The sequence below is a fragment of the Enterovibrio paralichthyis genome, assembly GCF_019209835.1.
Taxonomy (GTDB): domain Bacteria; phylum Pseudomonadota; class Gammaproteobacteria; order Enterobacterales; family Vibrionaceae; genus Enterovibrio; species Enterovibrio paralichthyis.
In genome coordinates, this window is the sequence record NZ_JAHUTS010000021.1 from 17,916 (window position 1) to 36,092 (window position 18,177).

At 53.1% G+C, this 18,177-nt stretch carries 7 protein-coding genes; 4 read left to right on the top strand and 3 right to left on the bottom strand.

The genetic code is table 11. The features are described from left to right. Positions 1-21: 21 nt before the first annotated feature. The 3 genes from arcB to mnmL form a co-directional block, all read right to left on the bottom strand. A complete protein-coding gene (gene arcB / locus KU854_RS19160) occupies positions 22-2,373 on the bottom strand; it encodes an aerobic respiration two-component sensor histidine kinase ArcB (protein WP_218359962.1) in 2,352 nt (783 codons plus the stop codon). A 103-nt stretch (positions 2,374-2,476) separates the two neighbouring features. Further along, positions 2,477-4,240, bottom strand: coding sequence for a sensor domain-containing diguanylate cyclase (locus KU854_RS19165; protein ID WP_218359963.1), 1,764 nt, complete (start codon positions 4,238-4,240; stop codon positions 2,477-2,479). A 120-nt stretch (positions 4,241-4,360) separates the two neighbouring features. Further along, complete coding sequence (gene mnmL / locus KU854_RS19170; protein WP_218359964.1) at positions 4,361-5,287, bottom strand: tRNA modification radical SAM protein MnmL/YtqA; 927 nt, start codon at positions 5,285-5,287, stop codon at positions 4,361-4,363. Positions 5,288-5,858: 571 nt separating this feature from the next. Here mnmL and gltB (KU854_RS19175) point away from each other — a divergent pair. From gltB (KU854_RS19175) to KU854_RS19190, 4 genes are all read left to right on the top strand, one after another. Beyond that, a complete protein-coding gene (gene gltB / locus KU854_RS19175) occupies positions 5,859-10,406 on the top strand; it encodes a glutamate synthase large subunit (protein ID WP_218359965.1) in 4,548 nt (1,515 codons plus the stop codon). Further along, entirely contained in the window at positions 10,399-11,868 is a 1,470-nt protein-coding gene (locus tag KU854_RS19180) for a glutamate synthase subunit beta (protein ID WP_218359966.1), read from the top strand. The genes gltB (KU854_RS19175) and KU854_RS19180 overlap by 8 nt, the downstream gene beginning before the upstream one ends. Before the next feature lie 413 nt (positions 11,869-12,281). Then, the gene (gene gltB, locus KU854_RS19185; protein ID WP_218359967.1) at positions 12,282-16,748 is read left to right on the top strand and encodes a glutamate synthase large subunit; all 4,467 of its coding nucleotides are present in this window, start codon (positions 12,282-12,284) and stop codon (positions 16,746-16,748) included. 11 nt (positions 16,749-16,759) lie between these two features. Next, positions 16,760-18,175, top strand: coding sequence for an FAD-dependent oxidoreductase (locus KU854_RS19190; RefSeq protein WP_218359968.1), 1,416 nt, complete (start codon positions 16,760-16,762; stop codon positions 18,173-18,175). The last annotated feature ends 2 nt before the right edge of the window (positions 18,176-18,177 follow it).

Consider the following 18,177-nt stretch of genomic DNA (forward strand, 5'->3'; position numbering starts at 1 on the left):
AACTGCAGGCCTTTTCTTTGGTTACGCTTTCTGGGTATAGCTTTCCAGCCACTGTTTCAGCACGCCAATATCGTGCGGATACCCTTCTTTGATTTCATCGACCCAATCCCCAATATTCTCCCACCATGCCGGCAGTTCCGGTGACTGGGCTTTCTGCGCCAGTTTCTGAATATGCTTAAGGCCTATGGAGCCCGCCGCCCCTTTGATTTTGTGCGCCTCACTGGCAATACCATCCTGATCTTTGGCCGTCATATTGCTGTCGAGTATCTTGAGATATTCCGGCATCAACTCTTCAAACATGCCAATACTTTGCAGAACGGGCTCTGCACCGACAATGTCGACGTAAGAACTCAGCATCTCCAGATCCAGCAAGGTTTCCAGCATCTCATTGCCAGGCTTCTTGTTTGTTTTGCCCATATTCTCTTTTTCCACGATTGGACACTGCAGCGCCAGGCGCTCTATCACATCTGTCATCGCAGTCACGCTGATAGGCTTGCTGATAGCATCATCCATCCCCTGGTTGATGTACTCGGTTTTGTCCTTGATGACATTGGCTGTCAGCGCCACCAATGGCGGCAGGTTTTTCTCTTCCGCACGCAGCGTCTTGGCAATATCAAACCCGGTCATGTCCGGAAGCTGGATATCAAGCAATACCAGATCATAGGTATGGTGAGGGTACATCGTCAGCGCTTCCTGTCCACTGCGGGCGACAAAAACAGTATGCCCTAGGCTTTCCAGCAAGTTGGTGGCAACCGTAATATTCAGTTCAATGTCTTCCACCAGCAAGATTTGCAGCGGGCTTTGCTCCACTTTCACCGTGGCTGCATTCTGGATTGCATCACACACAGGTACAGTCAGGGTAACGGTGAAGGTACTTCCTTCCCCGACTTCACTGTCGACCGTGATATCACCCCCCATCAGCCTTGCCAGCTTGCGGGAAACCGCCAGGCCGATACCGGTGCCTACTGCGTGCAGGTTGTCCTGCCCTTGCTGCACCTGATAATACATGGCAAAAATCTTACCCTGTTCCGTCTGCGGAATACCGATACCACTGTCTTCAATGTCAAACTGCAGGTGGGCATTACCCTCTTCAACATCACAACTGACCGCCACATTCACCGCACCATGTTTGGTGAATTTGACCGCATTACCCACCAGATTCCAGAGGATCTGGCGCAGTCGCGTTGCATCCACCAACACTGCAGATGGCAGCGTAGTCATGCGATCAAGGGAGAAACGCAGGCCTTTTTGTTCGGCCATCAAGGCGCTGATATTTTCAATTTCAGCCACAAAATCAGACAGGTCTACAGGTTGTGGCAACAACTCCAGCCGACTGCGATCAGATTTGTCCAAGTCGATAATGTCGTTAAAGATATTACCCAGAGTAATGGCGCTGACATGAATGGTTCTCAGGTAGCCAAGCTGGTCTTCTGACAGCTTGGTTTCCAGCAGCATCCGGCTCAGGCCAACGATGCCGTTAAGTGGTGTGCGCAGCTCATGGCTGATGGTGGAGATAAAGGCGGTCTTATCGCGGCTCGCCTTTTCCAGTGCATCCTGATAACGCTTACGTTCAGTGATTTCCCGGCCAAAGCCAACCAACCCAAGGCGCCGGCCATCACGGGAATAGAATGGCAACTTACGCAGCTCAAAGTAGGCTTTGCGTCCGTCGCTGTACTCCAGCCATTGCTCGTAGGTAAGCGGGATATTGTTGTCGAAGACCTCTTGATCCGTTTCTACCACCTTACTGGCGATGTCTTCACGGTAAACATCCCATGGCGTCAGGCCCACCAGCTCTTTTTCCTTCTTGCCGGTCAACTCTTCCATTGCCTTATTACAGCCGGAGAACTGGCCTTTTTCATTGCGGTAGTAAATGAGATCGGGCGACGCATCGATGAATGAGCGCAGCAGTGCAGTCTGCTCTGCCAGTTCCACCTGCGCCTTTTCACGCTGGTAGACCTCATTTTCCAGATCCTGCATCGCTTCCTCACGGGCGCCTTCTGCGCGCTTACGTTCCTCAATCTCCTGATTCAACTGGGTAATGTTGTCAGTGAGTTGGCGGTTAAGTTCCATATCCCTTGCCCGCATCTCTTCCAGTTTTGAAACCAGCTTGGTGAGGCGTTGGCGGGATTCTTCCAACTGGTCGACAACCACGGAAAGAAAATAGACCGCCCAGGGCGTGATTAACAGACCGAAGAAGACTGAGCGGACGATGTCACTGTCATGTACTGTGCCATTCAGGACGAGGGTGATCCCAACCTGGACAATCACGGCCAGTGCAACCAGCGCAAGCGCCAGCAACATGCTGAAACGCACGATGCCGAGTTTGACCAGCAAATCGACATAGTACTGCGCTAAAAGTTTAATTTGTTTCATTGAACATCCCGTACAACGTGAATTACCGGGAATGATAGCCTTGCCTTACAGCAAGCTAAAGGAGAAGGCAGTGATAATTGTGCCGGTGCGACACAATTTCACGCTATGCAGGCTGTGGCTGACAAGTAGGTTCTGCGGATTTTGAGCTCACCGCTATCTGATTGCGCCCGGCGTGTTTAGCGCTATAGAGCGCTTTATCGGCCAGCGACACCAGATCACCGTAATCCTGCCCCGCCCGAGGGTAAACTGTCGCAATGCCCTGACTGAGGGTCAGGTCCTCATGCACAGTAGAATACGCATGGGGAATGGCTGCAGCTGCCAGCTCACGGGCAATGTTCTGCGCTACGACATGTGCCCCCTCTGCGTTGGTGTTGGGCAGCAGGATCGCAAACTCTTCACCACCATAACGGGCAACCGCATCCAGTGGACGGCGAATCACGCGTTGGAACACATCAGCCACCTGACGGAGCGCTTTGTCCCCTTCCTGATGACCATAGTTGTCATTGTAAGGTTTGAAGTAATCAATATCGCAGAAAATCAGGGATAACGGTTCCTGATCGCGGATATGCGCATGCCACATTTTCACCAACTGCTCGTCAAAGCTGCGGCGGTTGGCAACCTTGGTCAGACCATCGACAAAGCTGAGTTCTTCCAGCTCCATGATGGCATCTGCCAGCTGTTGCTGTGTTGCCTTACGCTCGGTGACGTCTCGGGCAATGACCAGTACGCCAATGGTGTCATCTGTAGGGTCACGGAACTGGGTTTTGGTCAATTCGTACCAAACCTGTGAACCATCGCGCTTCATGACCAGATCTTCATATTTAATGGTTTTACCATCGCGAAGTACGGGTTCGTCAATCGCCCGGTGCTGTGCAAGCGCCTCCGGTTCCATCACGTCGTCAGCCCGCTCACCTTCAAGGTTGTCGTGCGACGCTCCCATTGCTTCAGCAAATGCTGCATTGCCACCTAAAAACTCATAATCCCGGTTATATATACCGATAGGATCAACACTGGCCTTAAAAATAGAGGTCAGTACGTTACTGTGTTTTTTCAGTTGCTGTTCAACTTCCTGGCGCGCCTCGATTTCCCGTTCCAGCGATTGACGCATCATGTACCAGTTGGTGACGTCATGGCTGATGCTGAGAGTTCCAAACACCCGGTTGTCATCATCCAGCAGCGGCGTCTGACTGGTTTCCAGCAAGCAGCTGTCGCCGATTGGGTTAGTCGTCCAGCTTTGTTGGGTACGCCGGCCTCTGGGATCGTCCTGTTCGCTGAACATCAGCCCCTCGTTCTCGCGCCCTTTCCAGAAACGGTCGAATGCAAGGTTAGAGCCGACGACGTGGCCGTCTTTGTCCTGAAAACAGATAAGCTCCGCCAGGGAGTTGATTACACTGCGGAAGATCTGGCTGTCATTGTCACTGAATGGCTCGCTGTACACCGTATCGGATTTCGGCTCCAGTGAGACGATCCACACCCGTTGACCTCCACACCAGACCGGCAACCCTGAAAAACGCGCATAACGCGTGTTACAAGATTTCGATGTGCTGCGAAAATCCGTGGTCATTTCAATGAAAGGATGCGGCCAGGTGCGGGATGCCAGCAAAGCGGTAATAGTTCGCTGTTCACGTTCGCCGCAAATGCGGTACATATCGTCAGAGGTATCCACACTGAACAGGCGCACGAAACTGCGGTTTGCATACAGAATGCTACCGTCTTTATCGCGGATCATGGCTTTAGGTGAGTGCAGATTAGAAAGGTAAAGTCGCCATGTTTTTAACGACATGACGCGCCGGTGAGAGATCCAGAACGCCCCGGCAATAAACCCAATCAACAACACTGCCAACGTCAATGGCAACCACTCACTCATTCTTCCACCCTGAAGAAAGCTTAAAACTTTGAACTAAAGTCACGCTTAATCTTGCCATATGCTCATGAAAGAAAACGAATAACCCGACATAATTTTGTGAGGTATCAAACCCCAGTCACATTATCGTGGAAATACGAACGGGGTACCCAGCGCACTCCCCTGCGCACCCTTGATGTTCAGTGCGCGGCCAAGCTCAGTCATCGCCAACCAGCGGTTTTCACACCACTCCGGCGCCAGCAGGGTTGGCTTGCGTGCGTTGGCAGAAACGCGATGATACACCACATTCGGAGGTGTCCGCAGGATCATCTCAGAGGCACTCTCGACATAATCTTGCAGTGAAATAGCATCCAGTCTGCCTGCACGCCAGGCTTTCGCCATAATCGAGCCGTCAACAATATGAAGTGGGTGTAGTTTGATGCCTTCAGTACCGGTACCGATGACGCGATCCATAGTTTCGATATGGTCGACACGGGTATCGCCCGGCAGCCCTACAATCAGATGGGTACACACATTCAACCCAAGCGCCCGCGCCTTGCGGGTGATGCGATCATAACAAGCAAAATCGTGGCCGCGGTTAATCCGCTGCAGGGTCTTATCATTGGCCGTCTGCAAACCCAGCTCCAGCCAAATCTCAAAACCCTGATCTTTGTAATGTGCCAGTAATTCCAGCACGGCATCAGGGACACAGTCAGGGCGTGTACCTACGCAAAGGCCGACGATATCCGCACTTTTCAGCGCCTCTTCATACATCGCCTTGAGCTTTTCCACTTCCGCATAGGTACTGGTATAGGCCTGGAAGTAAGCCAGGTAGCGTTTAGCCCGGTTCACTTCCGTCGCGCGTTGTGTCAGCTGTGCAGTCACAGATAGCTGCTGCGCTGTTTCATCGGCAAATGACGCCACATTGCAAAACGTACATCCACCTCTTCCAAGGGTGCCGTCCCGGTTCGGGCAACTGAAGCCACCATGAAGGGTGAGTTTGTGAACTTTTTCGCCATACCTGCGTTGTAAATCCTGACCAAAGGTATTCACCAAATGATGAAGTTCCATCGCTGACCGCCTGACTTGTTCATTGGAAGAAAAAAGCGCGGGATCCTAACACAGGCAGCTGGATCAAAACCTCGATCAAATCAATATCGCTTTAACTATTTATCGCCCCAATGAAAGTAAATTACAGATTTTTCACTGCCTCTCAAAGCATCAAAAAAGCAAAAGATCTGCTTATTCATCAAAGAATCTGATTTTCGAATATTCATGCATTTCAATCGCGGATTTAACATCTAAAGTCGCCGTTCGCGGCGATTGAAGTGCAACTTTTTATGGTAATTAATTTTCTAAATATGTAGGATAGCTACAGCTGCGCCTAAATTGTGAGCAATAAAATTCGCCATATAACGCGCTTTTTTAGTCAGTTGTATGGCATATCAAAGAAAGCGCAGCATATCTGCATAGGATTGCAAAAAGGAGATGGTTACTGGTTTTATCAGTAGCCGGGCTTGGTTGCCGTGACAAACCCTTGGTTTGACAACAATTGGCGACCGCTCAAACCCCGCCCGCAACAGGCGAGGTAAAGGAAGGCAAATGCGCCCACCGCATTTGTGTCAACTGGAAGGACGTAAACATGACTGATTCAGTGCTACGCACCGAGGGACTTTATGTGCCCGAAATGGAACACGACGCCTGTGGTATTGGCTTCGTCGCCCACCTGAAGAACAGAAAGTCTCATGCGATTGTAACTCAGGCACTTGATATGCTGGCCCGTATGGAACACCGCGGCGGCCAGGGCTGTGATCCATGTAGTGGTGACGGCGCAGGTATACTTTTACAAAAACCCCACGAATTCTTACTCGAAGAAACCCGCAAACTGGGCATTCAACTGCCATCGTCTGACAAGTACGGTGTCGGTGTCATGTTGTTCCCGAAAGACGAGAACAAACGCCAGCAATGCCGTGAAATCTTCGAACGCAACGCCAAACGCCTCGATCTCGAAGTCATTGGTTACCGTGTTCTGCCAACCGATAACTCTATGATTGGTGCCGATCCACTGAGCACCGAACCTCAGTTTGAACATGCATTTGTAACCGGTGGTGATTATCTTTCTCTGGACGAACTTGAGCGCAAACTGTTTGTGCTGCGTAACTACACCGTGCGCGTGTGTCTGGAAAGTGTGTCCAACATTGGTGATGACTTCTACATCAACTCCTTCTCAGCCAAGACACTGGTGTATAAAGGACAGTTGACTACCGAGCAGGTACCTCAGTACTTCCTCGACCTGCAAAACCCCTCCATGGTGACTGCACTGGCGCTGGTTCACTCGCGCTTCTCCACCAACACCTTCCCGAAATGGCGTCTGGCACAGCCTTTCCGCTATATCGCCCACAATGGTGAAATCAACACAGTCCGCGGCAACCTGAACTGGATGAAAGCCCGTGAAGCGCTGCTGGAAACGAAGCTGTTTAGCGACCAGGAACTCAAGATGCTGCTGCCAATCTGTCAGGAAGGCGCATCGGATTCCGCCAACTTCGATATGGCACTGGAACTGCTCGTGTTGACCGGCCGCAGCCTGCCGCACGCTCTGATGATGATGATCCCGGAAGCGTGGCAGGAGAAGAAAGACATGGATCCGAAACTCCGTGCTTTCTACCAGTATCACGCCAATATCATGGAACCTTGGGATGGCCCGGCGTCTGTCTGTTTTACTGACGGTGTGAAAGTGGGTGCAACCCTTGACCGTAACGGCCTGCGTCCTAGTCGCTACACAGTGACCAAAGACGACTACCTCATCATGGCATCCGAGTCAGGTGTGGTAGAGATCGCTCCTGAAAACATTCATTTCCGTGGCCGCCTGCAACCAGGCCGTATCTTTGTTGCTGACCTTGAGCAAGGCCGTATCATCTCTGATGAAGAGGTGAAGAATGAAATCGCTACTGCCCAGCCTTACCAGGAGTGGGTAGAGAAAAACCTGCTGCACATCGACAAACTGCCGGATGCAGACAGCAAGCACCACCAGCCGTCACCAGATCGTTTGCTGCACCATCAACAAGCGTTTGGTGTGACCTCAGAAGAGGTCAACGAAATCATCTTACCAATGGCGAAAGACGGCAAAGAGCCATTGGGTGCCATGGGGGCAGACTGGCCACTGGCTGTGCTTTCGCATCAGTCCCAGCACCTTTCGAATTACTTCAAGCAGCTGTTTGCTCAGGTGACCAACCCACCGATCGATCCGATCCGTGAGCGCATGGTTATGTCGCTGAAAACGTATTTGGGTAAAGATCAGAACCTCTTGATTGAATCCCCAATCCACTGCCGCAAGGTCGAGTTGGAATCACCGGTACTGAGCAACGCTGAGCTAGAAAAACTGCGCGCGATTGATAACGATCACTTGCAAGCCAAGACGCTTGATATCGTGTTCCGTGCCAGCGGTGAGCCGGGCAAACTGGAGCGTGCACTGAAGCGAATCTGCCAGTATGCAGAAGATGCTGTCATTGATGGCTACTCCATCATCCTGCTGACTGACCGTGCAGTAAACTCCAACCATGCTGCAATCCCTGCCATGCTGGCCGTGGGTGCGGTACACCACCACCTGATCCGCAAAGGTCTGCGTGCGAAAGCCGACATCGTTATCGAAACCGGTGACGCGCGTGAAACCCATCACTTTGCCACACTCGTTGGCTACGGTGCGAATGCTGTTAACCCGTACCTGGTCTACGAAACTCTGGTCGATCTACAGCGTACCAAGAAGCTGGATCCAGCCGCGGATGTGGACAAACTGTTCGAGAACTACCGTAAGTCTATCAATGCCGGTCTTCTCAAGATTTTCTCCAAAATGGGGATCTCTACCCTGCAGTCATACCACGGTGCGCAAATCTTTGAAGCACTGGGTATCAGCAAGTCTGTGGTGGACAAGTACTTCACCGGTACGGTTTCCCGTATTCAGGGTCTGACCATTGATGACATCGCCAAAGAAGTACTGGTGCGTCACCGCCTGGGCTACCCTACCCGTGAGATCCCAGTACAGATGCTGGATGTAGGTGGTGTTTACCAGTGGAAACAGCGTGGTGAGAAACACCTGTTCAACCCTGAAACTATTCACCTGTTGCAGCACTCCACGCGCGACAAAGATTTCAAACAGTTCAAAGAATACTGTAAAGCCGTCGACAGCCAGGGTGATGATGCCGCAACACTGCGCAGCCAGTTCGACTTTGTAAAAAATCCGGCTGGCAGCATCCCATTGGAAGAGGTCGAACCGGTAGAGAGCATCCTGAAACGCTTTGCGACGGGTGCAATGAGCTTTGGTTCCATCTCGCATGAAGCGCACTCAACCCTTGCTGTTGCGATGAACCGTATTGGCGCGAAATCCAACTCCGGTGAAGGTGGTGAAGACCCTATCCGTTTCGAGAAAAAAGAAAACGGTGACTGGGAACGCTCTGCGATTAAACAGGTTGCTTCTGGACGCTTCGGTGTCACCTCTTACTACCTGGCGAATGCCGATGAGCTGCAAATCAAGATGGCACAGGGTGCAAAACCAGGCGAAGGCGGACAGCTGCCGGGTCACAAGGTAGACGACTGGATTGGTCGTACCCGTCACTCCACCCCGGGCGTCGGTCTTATCTCACCACCGCCACACCACGATATCTACTCTATCGAGGATTTGGCGCAGCTGATCTATGACCTGAAGAACGCCAACCGTAAAGCGCGTATCAACGTCAAACTGGTATCCGAAGCCGGTGTCGGTACGATTGCTTCCGGTGTGGCCAAAGCCAAAGCTGACGTTGTACTGATTGCTGGTTTCGATGGCGGTACCGGTGCTTCACCTCTGTCATCCATCAAACACGCAGGTCTGCCGTGGGAGCTGGGTTTGGCAGAAACACACCAGACGCTGCTGAAAAATGGCCTGCGTAATCGTATCGTTGTGCAATCTGACGGTCAGATGAAAACCCCGCGTGACCTTGCCGTAGCCACCCTGCTGGGTGCAGAGGAATGGGGCGTGGCAACCGCTGCACTGGTGGTTGAAGGTTGTATCATGATGCGTAAGTGTCACCTCAACACCTGTCCTGTCGGTATCGCCACCCAGAACAAGACCCTGCGTGAGCGTTTTGACGGCCGCGTGGAAGACGTTGTTACCTTCTTCACCTACATGGCAGAAGGTCTGCGTGAAATCATGGCTGAGCTTGGCTATCGCACCATCAATGAGATGGTCGGTCAGTCTCAGCACCTGAAAGTGCGCTCTGACGTCGGTCACTGGAAATACCAGAACCTGGATCTCAACGTTGTTCTGCATAAAGAAGAGCCACGTGAAGGTGACGGCATGTACTGCCAGACCCAACAAAACCACGCGCTGGAAGCAGTGCTTGACCGCCGCCTGATTGAGGTTGCATCAAGTGCACTGAAAGAAGGCCGTAAAGTGGATGCAGAGTTCGCGATTGTGAACACCGACCGCAGCGCCGGCACCATGCTGTCGAATGAAATTTCGAAAGTGTACAAAGACCAGGGGCTTCCACAGGCAATGAACGTCAAGTTCAAGGGCTCTGCTGGTCAAAGCTTCGGAGCTTTCCTCGCCAAAGGCGTGACATTCACCGTTGAAGGCGACGCCAACGATTACTGGGGCAAAGGCCTGTCCGGCGGCACACTGGTGCTCTACCCGGATGCGAAGAGCGACATCATTGCGGAAGACAACATCGTTGTCGGTAACGTCTGTTTCTACGGCGCGACCTCCGGTGAGTCTTATATCCGCGGTGTGGCAGGTGAACGTTTCTGTGTGCGTAACTCCGGCGCCAAAGTAGTGGTTGAAGGTATCGGTGACCACGGTTGTGAATACATGACCGGCGGCGTCGCGATTGTTCTCGGCCAGACTGGACGCAACTTCGCTGCAGGTATGAGTGGTGGTGTGGCATACGTTTGGGATCAGTTTGGTGACTTCGAAACCAAGCTCAACCCAGAGCTGGTTGATTTAGATCCGCTGGACGACGAGGACGTTGCACTGCTGAAAGAGATGATCAGCAAACATCACACGCTGACCGGCAGTACCGTGGCTGAAACCTTCCTGTCGAACGTTGAGGAAAACCTCAATGCCATCGTCAAGGTCATGCCACGTGATTACAAAGCCGTGCTGGAACAACGTAAACAAGAAGCCGCAAACAAGGAAGAAGTGGAGGCTGTAAATGGGTAAGCCAACCGGATTTCTCGAATTTGGCCGCGAATTGCCGGCCAAGAAAGACCCCGCCGTTCGTATTCAGGACAACAAGGAGTTTGTCCTGAACAGCGAGTTTGGTGAAAAGATCAACCAACAGTCTGCGCGCTGCATGGACTGTGGTGTTCCTTTCTGCCACAGCGGCTGTCCAATCGGGAACATTATCCCTGAATTTAACGACGCGGTTTACCGCGACAGCTGGGAGGAAGCGTGGAACATATTAAGCTCCACCAATAATTTCCCAGAATTCACCGGCCGGGTTTGTCCTGCGCCGTGTGAAAGTGCCTGTGTACTGGGGATCAATCAAGACCCCATCACCATCTGTAATATCGAAAAAACCATCGTTGAAACGGCATACCGTGAAGGGTATGCCAAACCGAAAACGCCCACTTCACGCACCGGCAAGAAAGTCGCCATCATTGGCTCAGGCCCTGCGGGTTTGGCGGCTGCAGAGCAGCTTAATAGTGCCGGCCACAACGTCACTGTGTTCGAGCGCGATGAGAAAGTCGGCGGTCTGCTGCGTTTTGGTATTCCTGACTTCAAGCTCGGCATGGATGTGATTGATCGCAAGATCAACCTGATGGCCGAAGCCGGTATTGAATTCAAGGTCAATGCGCACGTAGGTGTGAACGTTAATGCCCTGCAAATTCGTCAGGATTACGATGTCGTACTGCTGACCGGTGGCTCGACCGTCCCACGTGACCTGCCCATCCCTGGCCGCGAGCTGAAAGGGGTGCATTTCGCGATGGAGTTTCTGGGTCAGAACAACCGCCGTGCCAACGGCATGGATCTGAAAACCGAAGAGATCCACGCTAATGGCAAACACGTCGTCGTGATCGGAGGTGGTGATACAGGCTCTGACTGTGTGGGTACCTCGAATCGCCATGGCGCCGCGAGCATTACCCAGGTGGAGATCATGCCGATCCCACCGGAAAAACGCCCAGCTAACATGCCTTGGCCACAGTACCCAATGATCCTGCGAACGTCGACTTCCCACGAAGAAGGCTGTGAGCGTCACTGGAATATCCTGACCAAAGCCTTTATCGACGATGGTAACGGCAATGTGAAAGCACTACGCCTTGCAGACATCGTCTGGAAAGAGGCTGCGCCAGGCGAGCGCCCAAGCTTTGAAGAAGTGGCTGGCTCTGAGCGTGAAATTCCTTGTGATATGGCATTCCTTGCTATGGGTTTTCTACACCCAGAACCGCATGGCGTCTTGGCACAACTGGATGTGGCGCTGGATGAGCGTGGCAATGTCGCCACCACTCACTTCCAGACCAGCCAGAAAGGTGTGTTTGCCGCCGGAGATATGCGCACCGGACAGTCACTGGTTGTTCGCTGTATCAATGAAGGTCGTGAGTGTGCTCGCGCAATCGACACCTTCTTGATGGGCAACACCAACTTAGAGGCAAAAGCAGACTCGCTGATGCTCTCCGCATAACTATAACTCAGTAATATCTTCCAGTTTTGCCAGCCCTTGCGGCTGGCTTTTTTCTTTTTCGTCCCTGTTCCCCACACCGACGGCTAAAAGTTGCCACCAAGCGATAAATAATCGCCACCTGCGCGTAATTTAATCTCTGCGACCAAGTTAAAAGATCCGCCATTAAATGCTGTCTGCAACCAAGGTTTGCCAGATATATCGCTGTTAATTCCTAAAGTTAAAGTAATGTGACGAAATTTGACCTCTTCGTCATTAACCGATAACTTGAAGGGTCGAAAATGCATAAACACTACACTGCCCACTCGATAGTGTTGCTCAACCGCCAATAGGATATTGGTATATCGAGGGACAGGTGCCAGGAAGGCATAAAAAACTGCAGTCACTGCCTAAAGCAGTCGCAAGGGAGAATTGCAATGTCGCTGTACGATCCAACGCTGGAGAAAGACAACTGCGGCTTTGGCCTCATCGCCCATACAGAAGGTGAAGCCAGCCACAAACTTGTCCGGACCGCCATTTCCGCACTTGACCGGATGACCCACCGTGGCGCTATCAACGCTGATGGGAAAACCGGTGACGGTTGCGGCTTATTGCTTCAAAAGCCCGATTCCTTTTTCCGCCTTGTCGCCGAAGAGAACGACTGGAACCTCAGTAAGCTCTACGGCGTAGGCATGATTTTCCTCAGCAAAGACCCGGTGAAGGCACAACATGCCAAAGCGGTGTTTGAAAAGGAAATTGCCGCAGAGACCCTCACCATTGTTGGCTGGCGCGAAGTGCCCACCAATGAGGATGTTTTGGGTGAAATCGCGGCCAGCACAGTTCCCAATATTGAACAGGTCTTTATCAACGGCCCTGCCGGATGGCGAGCACGTGACGTAGAGCGTCGCCTATACATCGCCCGCCGCCGCGCGGAAAAAGCGTTGGCTGAAGACAACGATTTCTACATCACAAGCCTCTCCACCCGCACCATTGTCTACAAAGGTCTGTGCATGCCCGCTGACCTGCCAAGGTTTTACCTCGACTTGGCCGACTTGCGCTTAGAAGCATCTATCTGTCTGTTCCACCAGCGTTTTTCAACCAACACCACGCCTAAATGGCCGTTGGCACAGCCATTCCGTTATCTGGCCCACAATGGTGAAATCAACACCATTGAAGGTAACCGCCAGTGGGCCCGCGCTCGCGCATACAAATTCAACTCTCCGCTGCTGCCTGATTTGAAAGAGGCCGCACCGTTTGTCAATGAAACCGGCTCGGACAGCTCAAGCCTCGACAACATGCTGGAAGTGTTCCTTGCCGGCGGTATGGATCTGTTCCGCGCCATGCGCATGCTGGTGCCACCGGCTTGGCAAAACCACCCAGATATGGCGCCGGATCTGCGTGCATTTTACGATTTCAACTCCATGCACATGGAGCCTTGGGACGGCCCGGCCGGTATCGTCATGTCAGACGGCCGCTATGCCGCCTGTAACCTTGACCGCAACGGCCTGCGCCCTGCCCGCTATGTGGTCACCAAAGACAAACTGATCACTTTGGCTTCAGAAGTCGGTATCTGGGATTACGCACCGGATGAAGTGGCAGAAAAAGGCCGTGTTGGCCCGGGTGAGTTGCTGGTGATTGATACCTTCGAAGGGCAGATCTGGCATTCCGCAGACATCGATAATGAACTGAAAAGCCGCCATCCCTACAAAGCCTGGCTGGATAAAAATGTTAAGCGTCTGACGCCGTTTGAAGAGCTGAACGCCGAAGAAAGCGGTGGCAAACGCAGCATGGATGACGATGAACTGCACGTCTTCCAGAAACTGTTTGGCGTTTCCCGCGAAGAGCAGGATCAGGTGCTGCGTGTACTGGGCGACATCGGTCAGGAAGCGACAGGCTCCATGGGTGATGACACGCCAATGGCGGTGCTTTCTTCCAAAGAGCGCCATATTGCCGATTACTTCCGCCAGAAGTTTGCCCAGGTGACGAACCCACCTATCGACCCGCTGCGTGAAAACCACGTCATGTCACTGGCAACCTGCATCGGCCAGGAAATGAATGTCTTTTCCGAAACCGATGGACACGCCTACCGTGTGGCATTCAAGAGCCCGGTATTGCTTTATTCCGACATGGTGCAACTGCTGGAACTCGACGACGAGTATTACCGCAACAGCATCATCGACATCAATTTCAAGCCGGAAGACAAGTCGCTGGAACAGGCCATTGTCGACCTTTGCGATCAAGTTGAGCGCGTTGTGCGCGACGGTACAGTGCTGGTTGTGCTGTCAGACCGCGGCATTGCCAAAGACAAACTGCCGATCCCTGCTGCTATGGCAGTCGGTGCGGTGCACAAACGCCTGGTGGATTCGTCTCTGCGCTGTGATGCCAACATTGTGGTAGAGACCGCCTCTGCGCGTGACCCTCACCAGTTTGCCGTTTTGCTCGGATTTGGTGCGACCGCGGTTTATCCATACCTGGCCTATGAATCCATCGCCAAGATGGTCGAAAAAGGCGTGATTGAAAAACCGATGCGTGATGCCATGCTCAACTTCCGCAACGGCATCAACAAAGGCCTGTTCAAAATCATGTCCAAGATGGGCATCTCTACCATTGCTTCTTACCGCTGTGCGCAGTTGTTCGAAGCCATTGGCCTGGGTGAGCAGGTAGTAAACCTCTGCTTTAAAGGTGTCGCGAGCCGTATTCAGGGCGCCGATTTTTCTGACTTCCAGCAGGATTTGTACAACCTGTCACGCCGCGCCTGGCTGAAACGTAAATCCGTTGAACACGGTGGCCTTTTGAAATACGTCCATGGCGGCGAATACCACGCCTACAACCCAGATGTCGTCAGCACCTTGCAGTCCGCTGTGCGCTCCGGCGATGCGATGGATTACAAAACCTACGCCGAGACTGTCAACAGTCGCCCGGTTTCATCCCTGCGTGACCTGATGAAACTGAAGCCTGCAGACAAACCCGTTTCACTTGAAAAAGTGGAAGCGGCCACTGAACTGTTCAAACGCTTTGACTCAGCGGCTATGTCTATCGGCGCCTTGAGCCCGGAAGCGCATGAAGCACTGGCCATTGCCATGAACCGTCTTGGCGGTAACTCCAACTCCGGTGAAGGCGGTGAAGATCCGCGCCGCTTTAACACCGAGCGTAACTCGCGCATCAAGCAAATCGCATCAGGCCGCTTTGGTGTTACACCGCACTACCTGACCAATGCTGATGTGCTGCAAATTAAAGTGGCACAGGGCGCGAAGCCCGGTGAAGGTGGTCAGTTACCCGGCCATAAGGTGACGGCGGAAATTGCCCGCCTGCGTTATTCGGTTCAGGGCGTGACCCTGATTTCTCCGCCACCTCACCACGATATCTACTCGATTGAGGATTTGGCGCAACTGATCTTCGACCTTAAACAGGTCAACCCGGATGCACTGGTTTCCGTGAAGCTGGTATCTGAACCTGGTGTCGGCACGATAGCCGTAGGTGTGGCCAAAGCCTATGCCGATCTCATTACCATTTCCGGTTACGATGGCGGCACCGGCGCCAGCCCACTGACATCCGTGAAATATGCCGGTAGCCCTTGGGAGCTTGGCCTTGCTGAAACCCAGCAGGCGCTGGTTGCCAACGGCCTTCGTCATAAAATCCGCCTGCAGGTAGATGGCGGCCTGAAAACCGGTCTCGACATCATCAAAGCCACCATTTTGGGAGCAGAGAGCTTTGGCTTCGGTACCGCGCCAATGGTTGCGCTGGGCTGTAAATACCTGCGTATCTGTCACCTCAATAACTGTGCTACCGGTGTTGCTACACAGGATGACACTCTGCGCCGAGAGTACTTCAAAGGCTTGCCTGAGCAGGTGATGAACTTCTTCAAAGGCTTAGGCGAAGAAGTGCGCGAGCTGATGGCGCAATTGGGCGTTGAAAAGCTGACCGACCTGATTGGCCGCACTGATTTGCTGGAAGCCATAGACGGGTTCACTGCCAAGCAGCTCAAGCTCGACCTTTCCGGCATTCTCGCTAGCCCGCAGCCAAAACCTGGCAAAGCGGTATTCTGGCAAGAGCAAAACGTACCGTTTGATAAAGCGGTGCTAAACAAGAAACTGCTGGAAACCTTCGCCGATGCGATTGAAAACCGCGAGTCAGCGAGTGCCTATCTGGATATCCGCAATACCGACCGCTCGGTAGGCGCATCCCTGTCCGGTGCCATTGCCAAGCGCTACGGTAACCAGGGCATGGTTGCGACACCTTTGGATATCTACCTTCAGGGGACTGCGGGGCAATCATTTGGGGTGTGGAACGCCGGTGGTGTGAACCTGACCCTGACCGGTGATGCCAACGACTATGTGGGCAAAGGCATGGCCGGCGGCAATATCGTCATCAAGCCGCATGTCGGCTCAGCGTTTGACTCGCACGAGTCCACCATCATCGGCAACACCTGTCTGTATGGCGCAACCGGCGGCAAGCTGTTTGCCGCGGGTAAAGCGGGCGAGCGTTTCGCGGTGCGTAACTCAGGCGCGCTGGCGGTGGTGGAAGGTGCCGGTGACAACGCCTGTGAATACATGACTGGTGGCATTATCGCTATCCTCGGCCATACCGGCGTCAACTTCGGCGCAGGCATGACAGGCGGCTTTGCATATGTTCTTGATGACACCGGTGACTTTACAGGCCGGGTCAATCCAGAGCTGGTAGAAGCTATCTGTCTCGACACCTTGGCCATTCATCAGGAACACCTCCGTGGTCTGATTGATCAACATCTGGAGCTCACCGGCTCCTGTCGCGCGCAGGAAATCCTCGCCGACTTTGAACAATGGATCAGCAAATTCTATCTGGTGAAACCGAAAGCAGCGGATGTGCGTTCCCTGCTGGGGCACCAAAGCCGAAGCGCAGCTGAGCTGCGTGTTCAGGCGCAGTAACGGAGGACCCTATGAGCCAGAACGTATATCAGTTTATCGACGTGCAGCGCATCGACCCGCGCAAAAAAGCCGTCAAAACCCGTAAAACCCAGTTCGTAGAAATCTACGAGCCCTTCACCGATAAGCAAGCAACGGCGCAGGCAGACCGCTGCCTCGACTGCGGTAACCCGTACTGCGAATGGAAATGTCCGGTACACAACTACATTCCGCAGTGGCTGAAACTCGCCAATGAAGGACGCATCCTCGAAGCAGCTGAACTGTCACACCAAACCAACAGCCTGCCGGAAGTGTGTGGCCGAGTCTGTCCTCAAGACAGGCTTTGCGAAGGCTCCTGTACACTGAATGACGACTTTGGCGCGGTGACCATCGGTAATATCGAAAAATACATCACCGACAAAGCGTTTGAGATGGGCTGGAAGCCGGACATGTCCGGTGTGCAGTGGACAGACAAAAAAGTCGCCATTATCGGTGCAGGCCCTGCTGGCCTTGCCTGTGCGGATGTGCTAGTGCGCAATGGCGTCAAACCTGTGGTGTTTGACCGCTATCCGGAAATTGGTGGCCTGCTGACCTTTGGTATTCCGTCGTTCAAGCTGGAAAAGGACGTGATGCGTAACCGCCAGCGTGTGTTCAGCGAAATGGGCGTTGAATTCCGCCTCAACACCGAAGTCGGCAAAGATGTCGAACTGCAGTCACTGGTTGACGAGTTTGATGCCGTCTTCCTTGGCGTCGGCACCTACCAGTCAATGCGTGCGGGTCTTGCAAACGAAGAAGCGCCGGGGGTCTTTGATGCCCTGCCGTTTTTGATTGCCAACACTTACCGTGTGATGGAGCTGACCAAAAACGCGCCGCCATACATCAACATGGCAAGCAAGAAAGTGGTGGTACTGGGGGGCGGTGATACCGCGATGGACTGTGTCCGCACCTCTATCCGCCAGAGTGCGAAAAGTGTGGTTTGTGCCTACCGCCGCGATGAAGCCAACATGCCGGGCAGCCGCCGCGAAGTGAAAAACGCGCGCGAAGAAGGGGTGAACTTTATGTTCAACCTCCAGCCGTTGGGTATTGAGCTGAATGCCAGCGGCAACGTCTGTGGTGTCAAAGTGGTGAAAACCGAACTGGGCGAACCGGACGAAGCCGGACGCCGACGTCCGCAGCCAGTGGAAGGCAGTGAGCACATCCTGCCAGCCGATGCCGTCATCATGGCATTCGGATTCCAGCCACACAAAATGACATGGCTGGAACCCTTCGGTGTCGAACTGGATCAATGGGGACGTATCAAGGCTCCAGCACAATCAGAGTTCGCCTACCAGACTACCAATGCCAAAATCTTCGCTGGTGGCGATGCCGTGCGCGGCTCCGATCTGGTAGTGACCGCCATCGACGAAGGGCGCAAAGCGGCGGAAGGGATCCTCGATTATCTCGAGCTTTAATC